General features: G+C 73.2%; 18 protein-coding genes. 13 read left to right on the top strand and 5 right to left on the bottom strand.

Annotated features, from left to right (window positions below; all coding sequences use genetic code 11):
- The first annotated feature begins 75 nt into the window (after window positions 1-75).
- Complete coding sequence (locus tag AMK13_RS21610; RefSeq protein ID WP_074003839.1) at window positions 76-870, top strand: spermidine synthase; 795 nt, start codon at window positions 76-78, stop codon at window positions 868-870.
- Window positions 871-974: 104 nt separating this feature from the next.
- Window positions 975-1,514 (top strand): hypothetical protein, encoded by a 540-nt coding sequence (locus tag AMK13_RS21605; RefSeq protein WP_079272358.1) that lies wholly within the window; start codon window positions 975-977, stop codon window positions 1,512-1,514.
- 60 nt (window positions 1,515-1,574) lie between these two features.
- Here AMK13_RS21605 and AMK13_RS21600 read toward each other — a convergent pair whose 3' ends face one another.
- A complete protein-coding gene (locus AMK13_RS21600; RefSeq protein WP_074003692.1) occupies window positions 1,575-2,120 on the bottom strand; it encodes a tetratricopeptide repeat protein in 546 nt (181 codons plus the stop codon).
- Between the two features lie 275 nt (window positions 2,121-2,395).
- Between AMK13_RS21600 and AMK13_RS21595 the strand changes: the two genes are divergently transcribed.
- The 4 genes from AMK13_RS21595 to AMK13_RS21580 all read left to right on the top strand — a co-directional run bounded on the left by AMK13_RS21595 (window position 2,396) and on the right by AMK13_RS21580 (window position 5,897).
- Window positions 2,396-3,211, top strand: coding sequence for a class I SAM-dependent methyltransferase (locus AMK13_RS21595; protein WP_074003691.1), 816 nt, complete (start codon window positions 2,396-2,398; stop codon window positions 3,209-3,211).
- 202 nt (window positions 3,212-3,413) lie between these two features.
- On the top strand, window positions 3,414-4,079 hold the full coding sequence (locus AMK13_RS21590) for a DedA family protein (RefSeq protein WP_049650679.1): 666 nt from the start codon (window positions 3,414-3,416) through the stop codon (window positions 4,077-4,079).
- 114 nt (window positions 4,080-4,193) lie between these two features.
- Window positions 4,194-4,865 (top strand): O-methyltransferase, encoded by a 672-nt coding sequence (locus AMK13_RS21585; protein WP_074003690.1) that lies wholly within the window; start codon window positions 4,194-4,196, stop codon window positions 4,863-4,865.
- A gap of 132 nt (window positions 4,866-4,997) precedes the next feature.
- Entirely contained in the window at window positions 4,998-5,897 is a 900-nt protein-coding gene (locus tag AMK13_RS21580; protein ID WP_074003689.1) for a Gfo/Idh/MocA family protein, read from the top strand.
- Between the two features lie 89 nt (window positions 5,898-5,986).
- On the opposite strand, the gene AMK13_RS21575 is transcribed toward AMK13_RS21580, so the two are convergent.
- A complete protein-coding gene (locus AMK13_RS21575; protein WP_074003688.1) occupies window positions 5,987-6,523 on the bottom strand; it encodes a GNAT family N-acetyltransferase in 537 nt (178 codons plus the stop codon).
- A gap of 285 nt (window positions 6,524-6,808) precedes the next feature.
- Window positions 6,809-7,936: a hypothetical protein gene (locus AMK13_RS21570; protein ID WP_074003687.1), complete on the bottom strand. Its 1,128-nt coding sequence runs from the start codon at window positions 7,934-7,936 to the stop codon at window positions 6,809-6,811.
- 259 nt (window positions 7,937-8,195) lie between these two features.
- Here AMK13_RS21570 and AMK13_RS21565 point away from each other — a divergent pair, with 259 nt between their 5' ends.
- From AMK13_RS21565 to AMK13_RS21550, 4 genes are all read left to right on the top strand, one after another.
- Window positions 8,196-10,313 (top strand): transglycosylase domain-containing protein, encoded by a 2,118-nt coding sequence (locus AMK13_RS21565; RefSeq protein WP_241852984.1) that lies wholly within the window; start codon window positions 8,196-8,198, stop codon window positions 10,311-10,313.
- A gap of 172 nt (window positions 10,314-10,485) precedes the next feature.
- On the top strand, window positions 10,486-10,725 hold the full coding sequence (locus tag AMK13_RS21560; protein WP_074003686.1) for a ribosomal protein L7/L12: 240 nt from the start codon (window positions 10,486-10,488) through the stop codon (window positions 10,723-10,725).
- 278 nt (window positions 10,726-11,003) lie between these two features.
- Window positions 11,004-12,287, top strand: coding sequence for a restriction endonuclease (locus AMK13_RS21555; RefSeq protein WP_241852983.1), 1,284 nt, complete (start codon window positions 11,004-11,006; stop codon window positions 12,285-12,287).
- 145 nt (window positions 12,288-12,432) lie between these two features.
- Window positions 12,433-15,420, top strand: a complete 2,988-nt coding sequence (locus AMK13_RS21550) for an ATP-binding protein (protein ID WP_198959400.1) — start codon at window positions 12,433-12,435, stop codon at window positions 15,418-15,420.
- Window positions 15,421-15,698: 278 nt separating this feature from the next.
- On the opposite strand, the gene AMK13_RS21545 is transcribed toward AMK13_RS21550, so the two are convergent.
- A complete protein-coding gene (locus tag AMK13_RS21545; protein WP_079272335.1) occupies window positions 15,699-16,331 on the bottom strand; it encodes a TetR/AcrR family transcriptional regulator in 633 nt (210 codons plus the stop codon).
- A 50-nt stretch (window positions 16,332-16,381) separates the two neighbouring features.
- Between AMK13_RS21545 and AMK13_RS21540 the strand changes: the two genes are divergently transcribed.
- Complete coding sequence (locus AMK13_RS21540; protein ID WP_074003685.1) at window positions 16,382-16,900, top strand: GNAT family N-acetyltransferase; 519 nt, start codon at window positions 16,382-16,384, stop codon at window positions 16,898-16,900.
- Window positions 16,901-16,990: 90 nt separating this feature from the next.
- Here the strand turns inward: AMK13_RS21540 and AMK13_RS21535 are convergent, their stop codons facing one another.
- A complete protein-coding gene (locus AMK13_RS21535) occupies window positions 16,991-17,461 on the bottom strand; it encodes a hypothetical protein (RefSeq protein ID WP_241852981.1) in 471 nt (156 codons plus the stop codon).
- 403 nt (window positions 17,462-17,864) lie between these two features.
- Between AMK13_RS21535 and AMK13_RS21530 the strand changes: the two genes are divergently transcribed.
- Window positions 17,865-19,073, top strand: coding sequence for an RICIN domain-containing protein (locus AMK13_RS21530; protein WP_143204599.1), 1,209 nt, complete (start codon window positions 17,865-17,867; stop codon window positions 19,071-19,073).
- Between the two features lie 247 nt (window positions 19,074-19,320).
- Window positions 19,321-22,389: a hypothetical protein gene (locus AMK13_RS21525; RefSeq protein WP_074003683.1), complete on the top strand. Its 3,069-nt coding sequence runs from the start codon at window positions 19,321-19,323 to the stop codon at window positions 22,387-22,389.
- Window positions 22,390-22,444 lie beyond the last annotated feature (55 nt).

Raw genomic sequence — 22,444 nt, 5'->3', positions numbered from 1 at the left:
GAGCGGGACGAGCGGGACGAGCGGGACGAGCCGGTGCCGGTCGGGCGGCGGACCGACCTGGGCTTCGCCAAGCTCATGCCCGACCTCGACCGGGACGGCGGCTGGCTGCTCACCCTGGACGGCACCCCGCAGTCCTACGTCGACCTCGCCGACCCCACCCACCTGGAGTTCGAGTACACCCGGCGCCTCGGCCACCTCGCCGACGCCCTCGCCCCCGCCGGGCAGTCATTGGACGCGCTGCACCTCGGCGGCGGCGCGCTCACCCTGCCCCGCTACCTGGCCGCCACCCGGCCCGGCTCGCGGCAGCGGGTGGTGGAGGTCGACGGGCCGCTGCTGGAACTGGTCGCCGAACACCTGCCCTGGCAGGGCCCCGGCGCGGACATCACCGCGACCGTCGGCGACGCCCGGGCGGCCCTCGCCGAGACCCCGGCCGGCTCGCAGGACCTGGTGATCGCCGACGTCTTCCACGGCTCGCGGACCCCGGCGCACCTCACCTCGGTGGAGTTCCTGCGCCTGGCGGCCGCCGCGCTGCGCCCCGGCGGCTGCTACGCGGCGAACCTGGCGGACGGCCCGCCGCTGGCCTTCGCCAAGGCGCAGGCGGCGACGGTGCGCGCGGTGTTCCCGTACGTCTGCCTGGTGGCGGAGGCACCGGTGCTGCGCGGCCGCCGGTACGGCAACATCCTGCTGGCCGGCTCGACCGCGCCGCTACCGGTGGCCGAGCTGACCCGGCTGCTCGCGGGCGACATCTTCCCGGCCCGGCTCACCGACGGGGACGACCTGGCCGCCCTGGTCGGCCGGACCGCCCCGGTCACCGACGCCGAGGCCACCGACTCCCCGCCCCCGCCGGACGGCGCCTTCAGCATCGGCTGAACCCTCGACCCCCTCACGGCCCCTGGCGCGGAAATCCGCTGGTCCGTCCCCGTCCCCGCCGGTAGCCTGCGGGGACGATCAAGGGAGGTGAGCCGGTGCGTCCGCTGCTCCTGCTGGACGTCGACGGACCGCTCAACCCGTGTGCGGCGAAGCCCTACCGGCGGCCCGAGGGCTACCGGACCCACCGGCTGACGACACCACGTTGGGAAGCGGCCGAGCGCCGCCGACTCACCGCCTGGGGGCTTCCCCACAAGGCCCCGAAGCCCCTGCGGGTCTGGCTCAACCCGGCCCACGGCCCGGCCCTCGCCGCGCTGCCCTTCGACCTGGCATGGGCGACGACGTGGCAGGAGGAGGCCAACACCTTCATCGCCCCCCTGCTCGGGCTGCCCGCCCTGCCGTACATCCCCTGGTCCGAGCCACGGCCCGAGCCGGACGACGGCGTGTTCTGGAAGACCCCACAGATCGTCACCTGGGCGCAGGGCCGCCCGTTCGCCTGGGTCGACGACCTGATCACGGACGCCGACCGCACCTGGGTCGAAACCCACCACCCGGCCCCGGCACTCCTCCACCACATCGACCCGAAAGCCGGCCTGACGGCGGAGGACTTCGCCCTCCTGGCGGACTGGTCGAACGGGCTGGGCTGACCGCCGGCCCCGCTACGGCCTCCTGGCGCAGAACGGGGACGGGGTCTGCCGCAGGGGTGGTCAGGGGCGGTCGAGCAGTAGCTCCACCCTGTCGAGTGCGGCCTGCGTGGACTCGATCAACTCGCTGTCCCCCTTGGCGATCCGCAGCCGCAGTGCCTCCTGTAGATGGGTCCGGGCCTGCGTGAGGTCACCGCGTTCCATCAGGTGTTTGCCGGTGTGCTGGAGTGCGAAGTCGAGGAGTTCCGGGTGCCGGGTTCGCGCGGTGTCCAGCGCGCTGCGGTAGAGCGCGTCCGCGGTCCGCACGTCACCGGCGTAGCGGTGTGCGTCGGCGAGGTTGAGTCCGGTGGCGACGACGGCCCGGGTGTTGCCCGTCTCCGTGGCGAGGTCGAGCGACTGGCGGAGGAGTGTACGGGCCTCCTCGTGGTGGCCCAGGCACAGGTGGCCGATGCCGATCCACCTGGTCAGGAGGCGGGCACGGGCGGGGTCGGTCCCGTCGGGCAGGGCCCGGAGTTCCTCGTGGAGTCGGCCGACCGAGGTGGTCAGCTCGTTCCGGTCGGTGGGGACCATCCGCAGGTCGTGGTCGTGAGTGATGAGGTGCTGGAGCACGTGGCCCTCCGTCGTTCGGTTCTCCACCCCGTGGGGTGAGAAGTGCCCACGCAGGAGAACGAGTTCGCGCGCTCCAGGTCGCGTGGAAGGCCCGGTCGATGGTTGGCGTCGTAGAGCTCCGCCGGTCGGTCAGTCGGCGCGTCGGCGGGAGGGGAGGTGCGGACGGGGTGTCAGAATCGGCGGGTTCATGCCCATGACGGGAACACGGCGGGACCGCGACGGACCGCGACGGAACGCGTCGGACCGCGACGGGACCACGTCCGAAGGAGCGAGCGATGAGTGGCGGCGGGGAGCGGCCGGAGCTGGGGCAGGTACCGGAGACGGCGCTGTGGACGCTGTGGCACCGGGCGGTGGAGGCGCGGCGGCCGGACACCGTGCTGCCGGACCCGAAGGCGGTCGAGCTGGTGGAGCGGATCGACTACCCGTTCGCGGCGCGGTTCGGGGAGAACGCTCTGGTGAGCCAGCTCCAGGCGTTGCGGGCCGCCTGCTTCGACCGCGAGGTGGCGGACTTCCTGACCCGCTGCCCGCGCGGCACCGTGGTCGGGCTCGGGGACGGCCTGGAGACCCAGGCCTGGCGGGTCGACAACGGGCGGGCGAGCTGGCTGTCGGTGGACCTGCCGGAGACGGTCGCGCTGCGGCGGCGGCTGCTGCCGCCGGACGAGCGGCACCGGATCGTCGCCCACTCGGCCACCGATCCGGGCTGGATGGACGAGGTGGACCCGTCGAACGGGGTGCTGATCAGTACCGAGGGCCTGCTGATGTACCTGCGGCCGCAGGAGGTCCGCGCGCTGATCGCGGCCTGCGCCGAGCGCTTCCCGGGCGGGGCGATGGTGCTGGACGCGGTGCCGCGCTGGTTCAGCCGGCGGGCTGTCGAGGGCAAGCTGCGGGACCGGTACTACCAGGCGCCGCCGATGCCGTTCGGGATGGACGCGGACGAGCGCGGCGAGCTGGCCACCGCGCACCCGGGGGTCACCGACGTGCGCGAGGTGTACCCGGAGGGCGGGCGGTGGCCGGTGAGCGCCCTGCTGCCGTTCGCGCGCCGGATCAAGCAGCGCCCGTCCGTGGTCGCACTGCTTTTTGCCGAATCTTGAAGAAACGGTGGTCGAGCTGGAACCATGGCGCGGGGGCGTACGTCGTAACCACGGGTGATCGGCCGGGGGGACAGGCCGCCCGGCACGTTAGGCTCGTTTCCGGGGGAGCGGCCTGGGTGCCGCCATCGGACGAACTGCCGGGACGGGCACGCGGCTCCAGGGGGAGCGCGGCCGGTCCCGTCCTGCCACGGAGGGACTGGCCTTGCACATCGACGCCTGGATCGAGGGGATTCCGCCGACAGCGGTGTACGCCGTGGTCGGTCTGATCATCGGGCTGGAGTCGCTGGGCATTCCGCTGCCCGGCGAGATCGCCCTGGTCACGGCGTCCCTGATGGCGGTCAAGGGTGTGGTGAGCCCGTGGGGCGTCGCCATCTGCGCGATCGCCGGCGCGATCATCGGCGACTCGATCGGCTACTCGATCGGGCGCAAGGGAGGCAAGCCGCTCTTCGAGAAGCTGGGACGCAAGTTCCCCAAGCACTTCGGGCCCTCCCACCTGGCCACCGCCGAGCGCTCCTTCCAGAAGTGGGGCATGTGGGCGGTCTTCTTCGGCCGGTTCATCGCCCTGCTGCGCATCTTCGCCGGTCCGCTCGCGGGCGCGCTGAAGATGCCGTACTGGAAGTTCCTGATCGCCAACGTGCTGGGCGGCGTGGTCTGGGCCGGCGGCACGACGCTGCTGGTCTACAAGGTCGGCAAGAGCATCGAGCCCTGGCTGGCCCGGTTCTCCTGGGCGGGCCTGGGGGCGGCCCTGGTGATCGGCCTGCTCTCGGCCTGGATCATGAAGCGCCGCGCCGCCAAGACGCACGCCAAGATCGAGGCGGAAGAGGCCGCCAAGGCCGCCGCCGCGACCAAGGAGCCGGTCGCCGACTGACCTCCCGTACGGCCGGTCGTCCGACCGGCCGTCCACAACCACCGTCGTGGTGCCCTCGGGCCCTCGGAGTAGCATCGGCCGGGTAGCTGCCGATCTTGCACTCTGGAGGGCCCGATGTCTTCGCAGCCGACCTGGGACGCCGTGGACGCCTACTTCTCCGAGCAGCTGGTCGGGCACGACCCGGTGCTGGAGGGCGCCACCGCCGCCGCCGACGCGGCCGGGCTGCCGAAGATCGCGGTCGCCCCCAACCAGGGCAAGCTGCTCCACCTGCTGGCAGTGACCCAGGGCGCGAAGCGGATCCTGGAGGTCGGCACGCTCGGCGGCTACAGCGCGATCTGGCTGGCCCGGGCGCTGCCCGCGGACGGCACCCTGCTCACCCTGGAGCTGGACCCCCGGCACGCCGAGGTCGCCCGGGGCAACCTGGCGGCCGCCGGGCTGGCCGGGGTCGCCGAGGTACGGGTCGGCCGGGCCGCCGACTCGCTGGCCGAGCTGGTCGAGCAGGGCGTGGAGCCCTTCGACCTGGTCTTCATCGACGCCGACAAGCCGAGCAACCCGGAGTACTTCCGCCGGGCGCTCCAGCTGACCAGGCCCGGCTCGCTGATCATCGTCGACAACGTGGTGCGCGGCGGCGCGGTCGCCGACGCGGACAGCACCGACCCGGCGGTGGTCGGCACCCGGGCGCTGCACGAGCTGATCGCGGCCGAGCCGACGGTCACCGCGACCTCGGTGCAGACGGTCGGCAGCAAGGGCTACGACGGCTTCACCCTGGCTCGCGTCCGGGGCTGACCCAGGGCGCGCGCCGCGAATCACGCGCCGCGAGCACGCGGCGGCGTCGCGACGGAACACGAACGCGACGGAACACGGGCGTTGCGACAGAACACGGACGTCGCGACGGAACACGAAGGAAACGGAGACATCGTGCGGATCGGACTGCTGGGAACCGGCCCCTGGGCGGAGCGGGTGCACGCGCCCGTCCTGGCCGAGCACCCCGGGCTGGAGTTCACCGGCGTCTGGGGCCGCCGACCGGAGGCGGCCGAGGCGCTGGGCGCCGCGCACGGCGTGCCCGGGTACGCGGACCTGGACCGGCTGCTGGCCGAGGTGGACGCGGTCTCCATCGCGCTGCCCCCGACCGTGCAGGCGGGCCTCGCCGTGCGGGCCGCCGAGGCGGGCTGCCACCTGCTGCTGGACAAGCCGGTCGCGCTGACGGTGCCGGACGCCGAGGCCGTGGCCGAGGCGGTGCGCGAGCACAAGGTCGCCTCGGTGGTCTTCTTCACCGTGCGCTTCGGCGGCGAGCAGATCCCGTGGATCGAGCGGCAGGCGGAGCTCGGCGGCTGGTTCACCGGCCGCTCGGACTGGCTCGGCTCGGTGTTCGCGCCCGGCAGCACCAGCCCGTACGCGGCCTCGCCGTGGCGGGTCGAGAAGGGCGCGCTGTGGGACGTCGGCCCGCACGCGCTGTCCGTCCTGCTGCCGATCCTGGGCGACGCGACGCACGTGACGGCGGCGGCCGGCCCGCTGGACACCGTCCACCTGGTGGTACGGCACGCCGGCGGCGCCTCCAGCACGCTCGCGCTCAGCCTGACCGCGCCGCTCGCGGCCGGCGGGACGGGTATGGAGCTGCGCGGCGAGCACGGCGTGGTGCAGCTGCCCCCGCGCGGCGAGGGACCGGCCGCGGCGCTGCACCGGGCGCTGGACGCCCTGCGGGCCTCGGCGGCCTCCGGCGAGCCGCACCCGTGCGGGGCGGACTTCGGCCTGCGGGTGGTGGAGATCCTGGTCGGCGCCGAGCGTTCGCTGGCGACCGGCGCCACGGTGGCCGTCTGAGGCCCGCTGTCGGGCAGGGCCCTGACAGTCCCTGACAGTAGGGAAGGACGCCGGGCGGGGCACCCAGGTGCCCCGCCCGGCGTCGTCCGTCAGATGCCGAACGGCGCGGCGTACCGGACGGTGCCCGCGGGCAGCGGGTGGCCGGCGTCCAGGGCGAGGGCCATCAGCGCCTCGTCCGGGACCTCGATGCTCAGGCCGATGCCGTGGGCGGAGGCGCGGGTGAAGCCGAACCGCGGGTAGTAGTCCGGGTGCCCCAGGACGACGACGTGGCGCTCGCCCAGGTCCCGTGCCGCGTCCAGTGCGGCGCGGACGGCGGCGGAGCCGGCGCCGGTGCGCTGGTACGCGGGGAGCACGGCGCACGGGGCCAGGCACAGGGCCGGGACGTCGCCGATGTGGCAGCGGGTCAGCAGGGCGTGGCCGACGGCGGTGCCGTGCTCACCAGTGCCCTGCTCGTCGGTGCCGTGCTCGGTGGTGGCGACGAGGGACAGGCCCTCGATCCAGGAGGCGTCGGCGCGCAGCGCGTCGACGAGGTCGGCCTCGGCGGGAGTTCCGAAGGCGGCGAGGTTGATGTCGCGGATGGTCGGGATGTCGGTGCCGGTCTCGGCACGCGTGATCCAGTTGCGCATGGTGGACGGAGATCCGTTCCTGAGGAGTGTTCGTGCGGGCCCCGCGGGCTCACGCCCCCGGCGAGGCGGGACAGGAGGAGGTCAGGCCGCGGCCCGGGACGTGAGGGAGACCCGGACGCTGCGCATGGCGGCCTTGAGCGCGGTCATCAACCCCACCTCCCTCTTCTTCCTCTGCTCCTGCGTGCTCCTGAACGGCACGTACTCCGGACGAGTGTACCCGGTCCGCCCGGGTCGGTCCCGTCCGCCCGGTCCGCCCGGTCCGCCCGGTTCGTCCGGTCCGCCCGCTCAGGCGGGCGGCAGCGGCGGCAGCGGTGTCCCCGGCGGCGGGGTCGAGGACGGGCGGCGGTCGGTGGGGCGGCTCGGCGGGATGACGGGGGCGCGGAAGTCGCGCGGGCCGGTCCACAGCGCCGGGACGGCGTCGCTGCGCCGGGCCAGTTCGTACGCCAGCGCCTCGTAGTTGACCCGCCAGCCGTGGAAGTGCGCCCAGGCGTCCTCGACCGGGCGCTCGCGCGGGAACCCGGCCGCGGTGATCATCGCGACGGCGCCCAGGTACTCGGCGTAGGTCAGCCGGATCGGGATGTCCGGGTCCGGGTCCGCTTCGAAGTCGATCCGCAGCGAGCGGCCGATGTCGCGCATCGCGGTGAAGCCGGCCCGGATCACCAGCCGGGCCTCGGGCGGGGCCGAGCGTGGGCAGAGCGCCAGGTGCAGGGCGGCGGCGTCCATCACGGCGATCAGCCCGACCACCCAGCTGCGGTGGGGCTGAGGGGAGCGGAAGGAGAGCAGCACCGGGTAGTTGGAGTGGCTCTCGCCGATGTCGGCGGCCAGCCGCTCCCAGTCCCGGTAGAGCTGGGGGAGCGCCGTCTCGGTGTCCACCAGGGACTGGCGGGCCAGCAGCTCGGGGCCCCAGGCGGGCTCGCCGGCCCGGGACTGCAGCAGGGTCACCTCGGTCTCGCGGCGCTGGTAGGCGGCGTAGAGGGTCGGCAGGTAGGCGATCTGGAGGGCGATGACCAGCGGGCCGCTGGCGGCGGCCAGGAAGTCGATCGCGGAGAGGTGGAGCCGCTCGCCGCTCGCGAAGCCGAGGGTGAACAGGCTGGACCCGGCCTCGCGCACGGAGACCGACCAGCTCAGTTCGGAGGTGCCGTGCAGCAGCAGGGTGTAGGCGGTCAGCATGCAGCTGAGCCAGACGCCGAGCATGCCGAGGAGCACCAGCGGCGCCAGCCAGGTGAGCGCCCGGTCCTGCGCGAGGTAGCCGCGGTTCGGCCCGGCGGACAGCCGCAGCAGCGTGCGCAGCACCCGCCAGAGCCGCATCACCAGCGCCGAGTAGAGGCCGCGCGGAACGACCAGCGTGCGCAGGATGCTGCCGATGATCAGCAGGAGCAGCAGCGTGCCGAGCGCGGTCTGGATCATCCTCATGGCGCCATTCTGGCGGCACGCCGGGGCTGGCGCGGACCGGGTTCGGCGCGGGCGGCCGTCCGCGGGCTGTTCGTCCACGGTCCGCGGCCCGCCCGCCGGACGCTCACGTCCCACCCGTCGAGCGCAGTATGACCATGATCACACCAAAGCCAGGCATACGTACTGATGTTCTCATCACGTCTATGTGTACGGAGGGTCAGCCCACGAGCGAATCGGAGACCGGACTGTGCGTGCTCAGCAAGACGGCGGGGCCGAAGACGTGGCCGAAGACGGGGCCGGGGAGACGGCCGAGGGCGTGGCCGAGGAGACCGCCGAGAAGACCGCCGACGAGACCGCCGAGAAGGAGACGCCCGGGCGCCGACGTCGACGTTTCCTGCCGCGCCCGCGCCCCCGGCCGTTACGCGGGTCGCGTCCGTTCCGGGGCTGGCGCCCGTCCCTGCGGATCGACTACCCGCGCTGCGGACGGCGCGGCGTCCGCCGCTGGCTCCCGTCCTGGCGGCAGCTGCTGCTGGTGGCCGGGACGGGCGCGGCCGGGCTGAGCGGCTGGCTGCTCTGGTTCTACGCGCACACCGCCGTCCCGGAGGACCTGAACTCCTTCGCCACCCAGCAGAACAACGTCTACTACTGGGCGGACGGCAGCGAGATGGCGCGGATCGGTCCGACCAACCGGCAGGAGGTGCCGCTCGGCCAGGTGCCGGAGCCGGTGCAGTGGGCGGTGCTGGCCGCCGAGAACGAGACCTTCTACGACGACCCGGGCATCTCCGTCACCGGCATCGGGCGCGCCGTCGTCCAGATGGTCACCGGCGGTGAGACCCAGGGCGGCTCCACCATCACCCAGCAGTACGTCAAGAACATCTACCTGAACCAGCGCCAGGACATGTCCCGCAAACTCAGCGAGATCGTCATCGCGATCAAGCTGGACGACCGGATGAGCAAGCAGGACATCCTGGCCGGCTACCTCAACACCAGCTGGTTCGGGCGCGGCAGTTACGGCATCGAGCGCGCCGCGGCGGCGTACTACGGCAAGGACGTCTCCCAGCTCGACCCGAGCGAAGGCGCCTTCCTGGCCGCGCTGTTGAAGGGCGCCGGGCAGTACGACCCGGCGGTCAGCGCGGAGAACCGGGAGCGCGCCGAGGAGCGCTGGTCGTGGATCCTGGACCGGATGGTGGAGGTCGGCAAGCTGTCCGCCGCCGAGCGCGCCAAGTACACCGTGTTCCCCGAGCCCAGGCCGCAGCCGAAGTCGGCGGGGCTGAGCGGCCAGACCGGGTACCTGGTGGACATGGCCCGCGCCTATGTGGAGAGCCACAGCGACATCACCCCGGCCCAGTTCGACCTCGGCGGCCACCAGATCCGCACCACCTTCGAGAAGCCGAGGGTCGACGCCCTGGCCGCCGCCGTACGGGAGGGCACCGCGGGGATCGACCCGGAGAACCGGGAGGCCGACAAGCTCCTGAAGGTCGGCGCCGCCTCGGTGGCCCCGGACGGCCGGATCGTCGCGCTCTACGGCGGCACCGACTACCTCAAGCAGGGCTTCAACAACGCCAACACCACCTCGGTGCCGATCGGTTCGGCCTTCACACCGGTGGTGTACGCCGCCGGGCTCGGCCAGGGAGTGCAGCGCCAACGGGGCGGCGACCGCACCCCGGTGACGCCCGCCACCCCCTACAACGGCGACGACGGGGTGAACGTGATGACCCCGGAAGGGCCGTACTGGGGACGGGACGGGAAGATCGTCAAGACCGCCAACGACGGCAGGCGGAACTGGGGCACGGTCACCCTGCGGAACGCGGTCGAACAGTCCGTCAACGGGCCGCTGATGCAGCTCGGCATGGACGTCGGCCTGGACCGGGTGCAGAAGACCGCCACCGACCTCGGCCTGCTCCCCAACAGCCTGGGCGAACTCGTCCCCGCCCTCGGCGTCGGCAACTCCACCCCCAGCGCCGTCCGCACCGCCGACGCGTACGCCGCCTTCGCGGCCGGCGGCAGCCACACCGACCCGTACTCCGTCCTCAGGATCTCCCGCAACGGCGCCCAGCTCCCCCTGCGCCTGCCCGCCGCCACCCAGGCACTGACCCCATCGGTCGCGGCCGAGGTGGACGCGGCACTCAAGGGTTCCGTCCGCGACGGAGCCGCCAAACCGGCAGCGGAGGCCGGCCCCGGCCTGGCCGCCAAACCCGGCACCACCGCAGACCGTACGGCAGGGTGGTTCGTCGGCTACAACGGGCAGCTGTCGACGGCGGTCACCATCTTCCGCGCGGACCTGAAGGACATGAAGCTGCTCTCCCTCGAAGGCCTCGGCGGCGCCACCCCGGACACCTCCGACGCCGCCCTCCCGACCCGCATCTGGAGCACCTACATGAAGACGGCGGCACAGTAGGCCGGTCGGCTGCCGGGCCCGAGACCCTCACGGGCCCGGCAGCCACGCCTTGCCGTCGTGTCGTTCCGGCCGGCGGCCGAGGTGCCGCCGCGAGCCGGGCGGAGGACAATTCCGTGGACCGGGCGCGGGGGACCACCTACCCTCCGGGCAACGGAGCGAAAGGGGTGGGGAGTTGTACGGCGAGCTGGTCTGTGACGAGGGGCCCATCAGCGTCGTGGTGACCGATCCGGGCCCGCACGTCCTGGAGGTCGCGAAGGCCGTCAGGCGACGGACCGGGCTCAGCCTGTGGCACGGCAAGCTCCTCCTCGGGCGGCTTCCCGCGACCATCCTCGACGACGTGACCTCGGACCTCGCCGAGGCCGTAGCGGGCGAGCTGCGCGCGGCCGGGGCCAGCGTCGAGGTGCGGCGCTGAAGGAGGGCAGGTCGTCGCCGTCCGCCGTCGTTGGCTACACACGGCCCGCGGACACAACCTGGTCCGTGAGGGCAGCACACAATAGGTCGCGAAGCCAGGCTGTGGATCCGCGCTGAGGCTTTGCCCCGTGTCCTTCCTGCCCGTCTGCCCCAGGCCGACCGATGCCGAGGTAGATCGGCATCACGACTTGCCCGTCCATCTGCTTGTCGGACTGATCTGACAAGATCATGGAAGGGACAGGTCGTGCCGAAGGGGGAACCGTGGGAAGTTCGTTGCACGTGGGCAGTGTGCTCAGGTACGCGGCTACGAAGGACGCGTCGCCGGCGACCGTCGACGGATTCGACAACTTCTACTTCGTCACTGAAAGCCCCGGCCGGCCACGCGCCCAGCTCGAAAAGGGCATCAACCCCATGGCCAAGGTCAAGACGGTGGCCGGGCTGCGGCGACCGGCTGTGATGATCCGGTCGAGCCCTTGGAAGGCGGGCTCGGAACAGACTCCGTGGCACGACGTGTTCGACGTGGACAACGGACATGTCCGCTACTTCGGTGACCACAAGCCCGAAACGATGAAGCCGGTCGGTGGCACCACGGGTAACGCGGCGCTCCTGGAGGCCTTCGACAGCCACCAGGCACCCACGCCCGAGGGAAGGGCTGCTGCCGCGCCGCTGCTGCTCTTCCGTTCCGTCCCGCACAACGGCAGGGACAAGGGCCAGGTCCAGTTCTGCGGCGCGGCCTTGATCGAACGGGCAGAACGTGTCGTCCAGTGGGGAGGCGCGACGAAGACGACGTTCACCAACTACGTGTTCGATCTCGCGGTCATCGACCTCACCGAGGAGGACGACAAACTGTCCTGGGACTGGATCACCGCCCGTCGGGACCCTGGCCGGTCCGATGCCGAGATCCTGAAGCTGGCACCCGCAGCATGGCGAGGTTGGGTCAAGCACGGTCACTCGGTCCTGCCGAAGGTGCGTCGGCGGGTGGCCCGCAGCCAGGTGGTCAAGGTGCGTGACCAGCGCCCGACGGCCGGCAGTTCCATCGAGGCGGACCTTCAGGCGGTCTACCAGCGGTTCGACGACGACAAGCACGCCTTCGAGATTCTGGCAGCGGTCGTCGCCGAGAAGGTGATGCGCGGCTCCGGTCACAGCTACAAGGAGGGTTGGCTCACCCGTCGTTCCGGCGACGGTGGTGCCGACTTCGTCGGGCGGCTCGATCTCGGCAGCGGCCTGGCCGGCACGAAGCTGGTCGTCCTCGGGCAGGCCAAGTGCATCAAGCCGGACAGCCTCGTATCGGCCGAACAGATCGCACGCGTGGTGGCCCGTCTCAAGCGGGGCTGGATCGGCGTGTACGTCACCACCGGCTCCTACTCCGAGCCGGCGCAGTTGGAGATGGTCGAGGACCAGTACCCGGTGGTTCTGATCAACGGGCAGGACCTGGTCAGGGAACTGCGCGAGATTGCCGTCCAGGATCATGGCGGGGATCTCATGACGTGCGTCGACGCCCTGTTGAGCAGCCGATCCCCGGAGGTGCTCAACCGCAGGCCCGAGGAGATCCTTCTCGCCTGAACACCCAGGAGGAGGAGCCCGTGGAGTCGGCGGGACGGCGACGGCGGGGCAGGAGCGGTGGCCGCTGTTCATCGGAATCCGGATTAGGGTCGTGGGCGGGCCGAGGGCGGTCGTGGGCTCTGAGGGACTGAAGCGGATGCAGCGGATGAAGATGACGTTCGGGCTGTTGGGGCCCCTGGCGGTCGCCGTGGACTCCGTGCCGCAGGTGTTGCCGCGGGCCGGCGTGTTGCGGGGGCTGTTGGGGGTCCTGCTGCTGGCGGAGGGGGAGCGGCTGTCGGTGGGGCGGCTGCTGGAGCTGGTGTGGGCGGGGCAGGCGGACCGGGTGGGCCGGGGTGCGGTGCACACCGGGATGTCGCGGCTGCGCGGCTGGCTCGGCGGGTTCGGGGACGAGTCGGTGGTGCTGGAGTCGGACGCGCAGGGGTACCGGCTGGTGACCGGGCCGGGCGCGGTGGACCTCGGGCGGTTCCGCGGGTTCGCCGCCGACGGGGACGTGGCCGGGGCGATCGGGTTGCGGCGCGGGCCGGTGCTGGCCGGGCTGGAGCGGGTGAACCGGGAGGACCCGCTGGTGGCCGCCGTGGAGGACGAGGTGCGTGCCACGGCCCTGGCCCTGGCCCGGGCCGCGCAGGCCGACGGGGCGGCCCGGACGGCCGTTCCCGCGCTGACGGCGCTCGCCGAGGAGTACCCGTACGACGAGCCGGTGCAGGCCGCCCTGCTGGAGCTGCTGGCGGCGGACGGGCGGGCGGCGGAGGCGTTGCGCCGCTTCCAGGCGCTGCGCCGACGGCTGTCCGAGGAGCTGGGGATCGAGCCGGGCGAGCAGGTGCAGAGCGTCTTCCTGGCGCTGCTGGCGCACGACCGGGAGGATGCCCGAGCCGTTCCGGGGCGGTCCCGGGTGCCTTCCCAACTCCCGCGTGACATCCCGGACTTCACCGGTCGTGACGAGCAGGTGCGGCTCGTCCTGGACGCCCTGGCGGCCGGCCGGGTGCCGGTGATCGCCGGGATGGGCGGCATCGGCAAGACGGCGCTGGCCGTCCACAGCGCCCACCGCGCCGCCGTCGACTACCCGGACGGCCGGCTGTACGCGGACCTGCGCGGGGCCGACGAGACGCCCGCCGACCCGGCCGGCGTCCTCGCCGCCTTCCTGCGCGCCCTCGGCGCGGACCCCCGGGAGATCCCGGCCTCCCTGGAGGAGCGTTCCGCGCTGTACCGCACGCTGCTGGCCGGCCGCCGCACGCTCGTCCTGCTCGACAACGCCGCCGGGGAGCAGCAGATCGGCCCGCTGCTCCCGGGCACCCCGGCGGACCCGGCCGGGCACGGGCCGGACCGCCCGGCCGTCCTGGTCACCAGCCGCGCCGCGCTCACGGCGCTGCCCGGCTCGCACCTCGTCGACCTGCACGAACTCGACGCGCCCCACGCCCGGACGCTGCTGCGCCGCATCCTCGGGGACCGCCGGGTCGCCGCCGAACCGGTGGCCGCCGCCCAGATCGTCGAGCTGTGCGGCGGCATGCCGCTGGCCGTCCGCATCGCCGGGGCCCGGCTGGCCGCCCGGCCGCGCTGGACCCTGGCCCGGCTCGCGCACCTGCTGCGCGACGAACGGCGCCGGCTCGACGAACTGGCCGCGGGGAACCTGGCCGTACGGGCCGGCTTCGCCGTCGGCTACGCCCGGCTTCCTGAGCCGACCCGCCGGACGTTCCGGTTGCTCGGACTGCTCGACGCGCCCGACTTCGCGCCGTGGGTCGCGGCGGCGGTGGCCGACATCCCGCCGGAGCGGGCCGAGCGCCAGCTGGAGGAGCTGATCGACGCCCAGCTCCTCCAGGAGACCGGCACGGAGCCGCACCTGCGCTACCGCTTCCACGACCTCGTCCGGCTGTACGCGCGCGAGCACGCCGAGGCCGCGGACGAGCCGGCCGCCCGCACCGCCGCGCTCGGACGGGCCTTCGGCGCCTGGCTCTGGCTGGCCGAGCAGGCGGCCGACCAGGTGCCCGGGCCGTGCTTCGCGCCGATCCACGGCACCGCGCCGCGCCACCCGATGCCGTCCGGCGTCGCGGCGGCGCTGCTGGACGACCCGATGGCCTGGTTCGACGCCGAGCAGCCGGCCCTGGACGCGAGCGCCCGGCAGGCCGCCGCGCTGCGCATGGTGCCGGTGGCCTGGGACCTCGCCGCCTGCCAGGAGAAGTACTGCGACGTGCGCGGCCTGTACGACGAGTGGCGCACCACCCACCTGGCCGTCCTCCAGGCCTGCCGGTCGGCCGGTGACGGCCTGGGCACCGCCGTGCTCACCCGCGGCCTGATCGAGGTGACGACCTGGACCACCCCGGCCGACGGCTCCGGCACGGCCGTCGACCTGGCGGACGGCGCCCAGACGATGGTCGCCCTGGAGGAGCGGGCGCGGCACCTGCGGCGCCTGTTCGAGCAGGTCGGGGAGGAGCGCGGGGCCGCCGACGCCCTCGTCCTGACGGCCTGGAGCCTGGTCGCCCAGGGCCGCGCGCAGGAGGCCCTGGACGCCGGCCACCGTGCCCTGGACCTCGCCACCGCCCACGACCACCCGGGCGGCGAGGCCCGGGCGCACCAGATCATCGCCATCGCCCACGGGGAGACGGACCTCGACCGCACGATCGAGCACCTCACCGAGACGCTGCGGCTGGCGCGGCTGATCGGCAACACCCGCTTCGAGGCGACCGCGATCCAGTTCCTGGGAGCCGCCCACGGCCGGGCCGGCCAGGTGGAGCGGGGCGGCGAGCTGCTCCTGCGCTCGCTCGCCATGGCCCGCTCGCTCAAGGACCGCTACGTGGAGGCGTTCTCGTTGCTGTACCTGGCCACGCTGTACGCGGCCACCGGCGACGGCCGCGCCCGGGAGACGGCCGAGGCCGCGCTGGCCATCGCCCGCCGCTTCGACCTGGGGCACCACCTCGCCCAGGCCCTCGGCATCCTCGGGGAGCTGGACCTGGCGGCGGGGGACCGCGCCTCGGCCGTCGCCCACCTGGAGGAGTCCGTGCTGGTGTGGCGCGCCCGCGGCTGGCGCTCCTTCCTCGCGGAGGCGCTCCGGGCGCTCGGCCGGGCCTACGAGGCGGCCGGGCTGCCGGAGTCGGCCGCGCGGGTGCTCACGGAGGCGCGGGAGCTGAGCGACGTCCGGTAGTGGCCGGGGCCGGGGCCGGGGCCGTTGCCGCAGCCGCGGCCGTACCGGTCGAGGGCCGCAGCCGTCAGTGATTGGTAAGCGATCGGTAAGCGCCCCTGCCTAGGCTCGATCCCCACGGCACGGGACAGGCGTACGCGTCAGTCCCGTACGCGCCGCATGGGCTGCCGGTCGGGTCCGCGCAGGGGACGGACCCGGCCGGAGGTGCGGCCGTCGGGACCGCGGCATCCGTCGGTGCGCGACATCTGTCGGCCGACGGGATCCGTCGCCCGGGCCGGGGCTCAGGCGAGGGCGGCGTCGAGGAAGGCGTGCCAGGCGGCGTGGACGCGCCGGGCGTGGGACCCGTCGGAGCTGTCGGACTCGTCGTCGACCCCGGCGAGCAGGTCCAGCAGCAGGCCGCGGAGGACGGCGAGCACCACGGTGGGGTTCGCCCGGGTGCCGTCGAGGACGCGTTCCAGCGGTGGCAGCCACTCCTCCAGCGAGGCGGTGCCGAAGTCCGGCCACGGCTCGCGCCGGCCGAAGGCGCGGACGTACCCCTCGAAGAACAGCCGCAGCGCCCCTCGGTGTTCGGGCTGCGTCAGCCACTCCCAGAGCAGGTCGAGGGTCTCGCGGGCGCCGCCGCCCTCGGCCTCGGACCGTTCCAGCAGCGCCAGTTGCTCGGCCCGTCCGACCGCCAGGACCTCCCGGACCAGCTGCTCCTTCGACCCGAACAGGTACAGCAGCACGCGCGGGCTGGAGCCGATCCCGGCCGCCAGCGGGCGGAGGGAGAGGTCGGACACGCTGTGCTCGGCGACGTAGCGGACGGTCGCCGCGAGGAGGTCCTCGCGACGCGGGGACGGCTGCCGAGCCGACGCGCGCCGAGGGGATGACGGATGAGGCGACGGGTGGGAGGGCGCGTTGGTGGGAGCGGACACGTGCTCTATCGTTTCACTGAAACGAGTGTTTCAGTGAAAGGGGATGCCGCATGGCCGCCAGCGCACCCGGAGCCGCGACCATCCGCGAGGCCCTCCGGCCCGGAGACCTGGGCGCCGTCGCCGCCCTGCACGGCGTCCTCTACTCCCGCGAGCACGGCATGGACGCGACCATGGAGGCCTATGTCGCCGCCGGGATGGCCGAGTTGGTGCTGGCCCGGGCCCGTGAGGGCGGCGCGGCACCCGGCCGCCTGTGGGTCGCCGAGATCGACGGCCGGGTGGTCGGCGCCACCGGTCTCGTCCGGGCGGAGGAGCGCCCCGGCTGGGGCCAGCTGCGGTGGGTGATCCTCGACCCGGACGCCCGGGGCCGGGGGCTGGGCCGCCGGATGCTGGAGACGGCCCTGGACGAGGCCCGGGCCCGTGCGTACGAGGGCGTGCTGCTCTGGACGGTCGAGGGACTCGGCGCCGCCCACCACCTCTACGCGACGGCCGGGTTCGAGCTCACCGTCTCCCGCCCGGCCCGCAAGTTCGGCGTCGACGCGGTCGAGCAGCGGATGGACCTGCGGTTCTGAGGGGACGGCGGCCGGGCGGGCGCGCGGGTTCGCCCCCGTGCTCGGCGCGCGCCGTCGCCCACCGCCGTCCCGTCCTGCGGTTCCCGCCGCTCAGATCTTCACGGTGAGCCAGGCGCCGAGGCCGCTGCAGCCGCGCGCGTCGTAGGTGGTGCTGCGGTACCCGGCCGGGATCGGCGAGTACGGGCAGGTCCAGACGCCGTTGCGGACCAGCTCGTGGTACCAGGCGCCGACGCCGCTGCACCCCTGGGCGTCGTAGTTCGTCAGCACATAGCCGGAGACGATCGGCGAGCCGGAGCAGGTCCAGAGGCGGTCCTGCGCGGGCCGCTGGTACCACGAGCCGTGGTTGTTGCAGCCGCCGGCGTTGTACATGGTGATGACGTAGCCGGCCGGGACGGGCGCCCCGGAGCAGCTCCAGCCGCCGGCTGCGGCGGCCGCCGGGGCTGGGGAGGCCGCGGAGGCCGCGCCGGCCGCCGTCGTGCCGGTGAGGGCGGCCGCGAGCACGGCGACCGTGGCGGCCGCCCTCCCCGTACGGGTCATCAGCTTGCGGAGGATCGTGGTCACGGCGACACCGTTCCGATCGGTCGTCTCCCCGCCGTCGGTGCGGCGCGGGGAGGGTGTAACAGCGGGGATGCGCCGCACCTTAGCGGCGGTGATCAGGTCGCTGATAGATCCAGATCGATACATCGACGGACCTGACCGAAAACAATCCCGACTGACCGTCATGGCGCCGCCCGGCCATGCTCCGGGCGGCGGTCGCCGGATGCGTCCGGTTGGTCGTCCCACGCGCCGCCCGCCCCTGCCTGGACCTCCCGCAGGACCGTCCCGCTGACCAGGGCGTTCGGGCGGATCCGGCAGGAAATCCGTCACGCTCCGTAGTGCTTCCGATTGCCGCGCGCCTCCGGCCGGAGAAATCTTGTGGATGCTCGACCGCCCGATTTCTCCCGATTCTCCCAAGGAGCCCCACGTGTCATTCCCAGCCCGTCCTCGAACCCGCCCGTCCGCCTGGCCGGCGACCGTCGCCGCCCTCCTCTCCCTCTCCGGGATCTGGACCGGAGCCGTGACGGCCGAGGCCGTTCCGACGCCGTCCGCCCTGCCGGCGGCCGCCGGTATCACGGCCACCGGTCAGACGCCCGGCGCCTATTCGGACTGGACCTTCAACACCACCGACACCGTGACGGACGTCGACTTCCGCAACACCGTGGTCACCAGTCCGGGAGACGGCGACGTGTACTGGGCGCACCAGTTCAACTTCGACGGGAACCTCTCCTACACCGGCTTCCAGCTCGGCAAGCAGAACAGCGGACAGTTCCTCTGGTCGACCTGGGCCGACAAGGACCTCCAGTTCAAGGACGGGACCGAGGGCTCGCACTGCTGGAACAACGAGGGTGAGGGCCAGCACCTGCAGTGCTCCAACACCACCGTCAACCACGGCCGTCCCGTCACCGGGGACACCTACGCCTTCCACGTGGAGATCGACCCCGTGACCCACTGGGCGAAGGTCACCGTGAGCGACGAGACCGCCGGCACCAGCTTCGTCCTGGGCGAGGCCCTGCTGCCGAACTCCTCGAAGATCCAGCACAGTTGGAGCAGCTGGGTGGAGTACTTCGACTGGAACGACTCCCGGTACGTGTGCGACGACAACGCGTACGCCGAGAACCGGTGGGGCAAGATGACCGGCAACGGCGGCACCCTCACCGCCGAGAACACGGGAACGTCGACCAGCGGCACCTGCCAGGACATGGTCCGGCAGCAGAAGCAGGACGACGGCACGCTGATCACCGAGACCGGTCTCGGCCAGTCCGCCCGCTGGCCCCTGCGCTTCACCAACGGCGCCTGTCTGGACCGCGGCGGCGCCACCGGCGTGATCACCTACGGCTGCGCCGAATCGCCCAACGGCAACCAGCTGTTCGTCTTCGCCCGCGACGGCAGCATGCGCAGCGCCGAGGGCAACGAGTGCCTGGCCGCGCCGTCCTCCGTCGGCGGTCAGATCACACCCGCCGCGTGTGACGGCTCGGCCGCCCAGCAGTGGACGTACGACGTGATGAACGAGGCCGTGGTGAACTCCGCCGGCTGGGCCATGACTTCCAGCACGTCCGGGGGCAGCGGCGACCCGGTGACCGCGCAGGTCTTCGACGGGCGCGCCGAGCAGACGATCACGCCCTTCGAGGTGTGACGAGCCACCAGGTGCCAACGCCCCACGAGGTGTCATGAGGTACGAGGTGTCGACGCCCTGCGGGGTGTGAACGAGCCGACCCGCCCACGGCCGCGCCGGAACACCCGGCGCGGCCGTTCGTACCCACCCTCTATGATCCCGCCCGGGGGGAAGGTCGCTGAGCTGGGGTACGACACCGCTGTGTCCGCTCTCCCCTCGGGGGCGCACACCCGCGTCGCCGATTCGACGACCGGGAGACGAACACTCGGTGATACTCACTCAACGCCTGGGCCGCGGGCTGCTCGCCGGCGCCTCGGCGATCGCGCTGGCACTGCTGCCCGCGGGCCTCGCACCCACCACGGCGGCCGCCGCACCCGCCGGCTCAGCACCCAGCGGCTCAGCACCCGCCGGCTCAGCACCCGGCGCACCGGCCGGTGACGGGTCCGGCCCGGCCCCGGTGGACCTCACCGCCACGCGCGCCTTCGCGGACACCTTCCGGCTGGACCCGGCCCAGGACACCGACCCGCTGTACGGGCTGAACGTCGGCCTCGACGCCCGGCAGTCGCCCCCGCCCGGGCAGCACGGGATCTCCTACACCCGGGTCTCCGGCCGCTGGGACACCTCGACCGCGCCCGACCAGTGGTTCGTCCAGACCAGTCATCCGGACCACCCCGACAGGCTGCTGTTCGCCAAGGGCGTCTCCGCGATCATGCTCGGCGCGCCCGCCGTCGCGGACGGCACCGGCCACTACACCGTCTCGACGGTGGTCGACCCGGTCGTCGGCGACACCGGCGGCGCCGACTGGGGCTCGATCGTGCTGAGCCGCAGCCACCGCGGCAACGGCTACGTCACCGGCGGCGACGTCGACCTCGGCCTGACCGTCACCTCGGGCGGCAAGCTCGCCCTCTTCCACGGTGGCGGCGGCGAGAACCCCTTCTGGACCGGCACGGTGGCGCCCACGGCGCAGTACGCCGTCTCGCTCACCGTCTCCACCGGCGCCGACCGCGCCGTCATCCTGACGGTGAACGGCACCCCGTTCACCGTCTCCGCGCCGGCCGGGGTGACCCGCTGGCCGGGCAGCGAGTTCCTCTACCTCGGCGCGTACCTCTCCGACCCGAACCGCGTCACCACCTTCGGTGACGGCGCCGGCCACGGCCTGAACGTCAGCCGGATCGACACCAGCGCCACCCGCAGCGCCAAGCCGTTCGTCGACACCTTCGACGGCGCGCCCAACGCCACCGCCGACCACGGCCTCAACCAGGACCTGGCTGCCCGCCAGCCGAGCCTGATCTCCGCCAACTACACCGCCGTGTCGGGTGTCAAGGGCCTGGCCCTCGACCCGCCGGCGGGCTCGGTGCAGGTCAACAGCCCGGCCCACCCGAACGTGCTCTCCTTCCCCAAGGGCACCTCGGCGGTCCGCCTCGACAAGCCGGCCACCTCGGACGTCCAGAGCGGCGCCTACACGGTGCACGCCGTCCTGACTCCCGTGGTCGGCAGCACCTCCGGCCAGGACTGGGCCTCCCTCGCCGTCGGCAACGCCTCGGGCGGCACGGGCGCCGTCGACGCCGAGGACATCGCGCTCGGCCTGCGCGTCCAGGCCGACGGCGGGCTGACGCTCTTCCAGGGCGGCACCCCGACCGCGCTGCCCGCCGTCCCGCCGGCCGGCTCCTACGAGGTGTCGGCCGCGCTGGCGACCGGCGACCGGCAGCAGGCGACCGTCAGGGTCAACGGCACGACGGTGTTCTCCGGCCGCACCGCCGCCAAGCTGCCCCGCGACGGCTACGTCTCGCTCGGCGCCCACCACTCGGCGGCCGGCCAGGTCACCACGGCGGACGACCTGCGGGTCTCCATGCTGGGCGGGCTCGGCTACTACGGGTTCTTCGACATCCGGGACCCGAACGAGCCGAACTTCAGCGCCAACCACGCGCCGGAGGTGGCGCAGTGGACCAACTTCAACAACTACCTGCGCGACCAGGACCCCCGCCTGGAGTTCCTGGACCAGTGCCGGCCGGCCGCCTGCGTGATCGACCTCAACCAGGAGACGGTGGTCCCGCGTGCGCCGGGTTCCTGGGCCGTCGACCCGAACCCGAACGCCGCGCGGAACCTCCTGGACCTGGTGCGGCGCATCGGGTCGAACATCGACAAGATCGGCGCCGTCGACGTGAGCGACGAGCCCTACTCGCACGGCCTGAGCCCCGCGCAGGTCCAGACGCAGGCGGAGCAGATCAGGGCCGCGTTCCCGGACAAGACGCTGATCATGAGCCTCGACCGCTGGAACGCCGAGCAGACCGCGCCGATCCCGTCCACGGTCGACATCGTCGGCTTCGACTACTACTGCGAGGGCCGCGGCGAGATCCAGCGGCTGCTGGCGAACCTGAAGACCTTCCTCTCCTCGCCGGACCAGCACCTGATGCTCTTCCCGGAGTCCACCAACGAGTACCGGGTCGCCGACGGCTGCTACTCCGGCAAGACCGACGCCGACATCGCGGCGTACAACGCCGAGTACCGCGCGATCGCCGCGCAGGACCCCCGGGTCGTCTACCTGCAGAACTTCCGCTGGCTCGGCCCGGACCAGCCGAACAAGGTGCCGCTGACCGTCGCGGCGCAGAAGAGGATCGGCAAGGCCGTGGTCGACGCCACGCCCACGCCGGCGCCCGCCTCGGTGGGCGTGTACCGGTCCTCGGACGGCAGCTTCGGCCAGGCCGCCCACAACGGCTGGTACACCGGCCAGGCCGTGTTCGGCGGCGGGGGCGGCGACGTCGTCCCGCTGACGGGCCACTGGAACGGGCCGGGCACCGACACCGTCGGCGTCTACCACCGCGACACCGCGACCTTCCAACTGTCCTACGACAACGCCACCGTGGCCGCCACCTTCCCGTTCGGGGCCCCCGGTGACGTCCCGCTGGTCGGCGACTGGAGCGGGCAGGGGCGGAGCACGGTCGGCGTCTACCGGCCCAGCGACCAGTACTTCTACCTGTCCGACGACAACGCCACCGTCAGGTACCGGATCAAGCTGGGCAACGAGGGCTGGAAGCCGCTGGCCGGCGACTGGGACGGAAACGGCACCACCACCGTCGCCGTCTACGACCCGCAGACCCAGACCTTCTACCTGAACGACTCCAACGAGACGGAACACCCGCGCCCGGGCGTCAGGTTCGGCAACCCCGGCGACCGCCCGGTCAAGGGCGACTGGGACGGCAGCGGCAAGGAGACCATCGGCGTGTACCGGCCCGGCGACCAGACCTTCTACGGGGCCGCCGAGAACTCCGACCTGGTGGTCTACAGCAGGAAGTTCGGCAACCCGGGCGACATCCCGCTGGTGGGCAACTGGGGCTGACACCCCGTCCGCCCGCCCGGCACGACGCCCTCCCGACCGCCGCGCGGCGATCGGG

Origin of the sequence: Streptomyces sp. CB02056 (genome assembly GCF_001905545.1) — a bacterium.
Classification (GTDB): Bacteria; Actinomycetota; Actinomycetes; order Streptomycetales; family Streptomycetaceae; genus Kitasatospora.
This window is presented reverse-complemented; position numbering and strand designations above follow the sequence as displayed.

Coding starts and splice junctions, on each gene's coding strand:
- AMK13_RS21610 (WP_074003839.1), top strand. CDS start 76: ATGCCCGACCTCGACCGGGACGGCGGCTGGCTGCTCACCCTGGACGGC.
- AMK13_RS21540 (WP_074003685.1), top strand. CDS start 16,382: ATGGCCGCCAGCGCACCCGGAGCCGCGACCATCCGCGAGGCCCTCCGG.
- AMK13_RS21595 (WP_074003691.1), top strand. CDS start 2,396: ATGAGTGGCGGCGGGGAGCGGCCGGAGCTGGGGCAGGTACCGGAGACG.
- AMK13_RS21550 (WP_198959400.1), top strand. CDS start 12,433: ATGAAGATGACGTTCGGGCTGTTGGGGCCCCTGGCGGTCGCCGTGGAC.
- AMK13_RS21570 (WP_074003687.1), bottom strand. CDS start 7,936: ATGAGGATGATCCAGACCGCGCTCGGCACGCTGCTGCTCCTGCTGATC.
- AMK13_RS21575 (WP_074003688.1), bottom strand. CDS start 6,523: ATGCGCAACTGGATCACGCGTGCCGAGACCGGCACCGACATCCCGACC.
- AMK13_RS21585 (WP_074003690.1), top strand. CDS start 4,194: ATGTCTTCGCAGCCGACCTGGGACGCCGTGGACGCCTACTTCTCCGAG.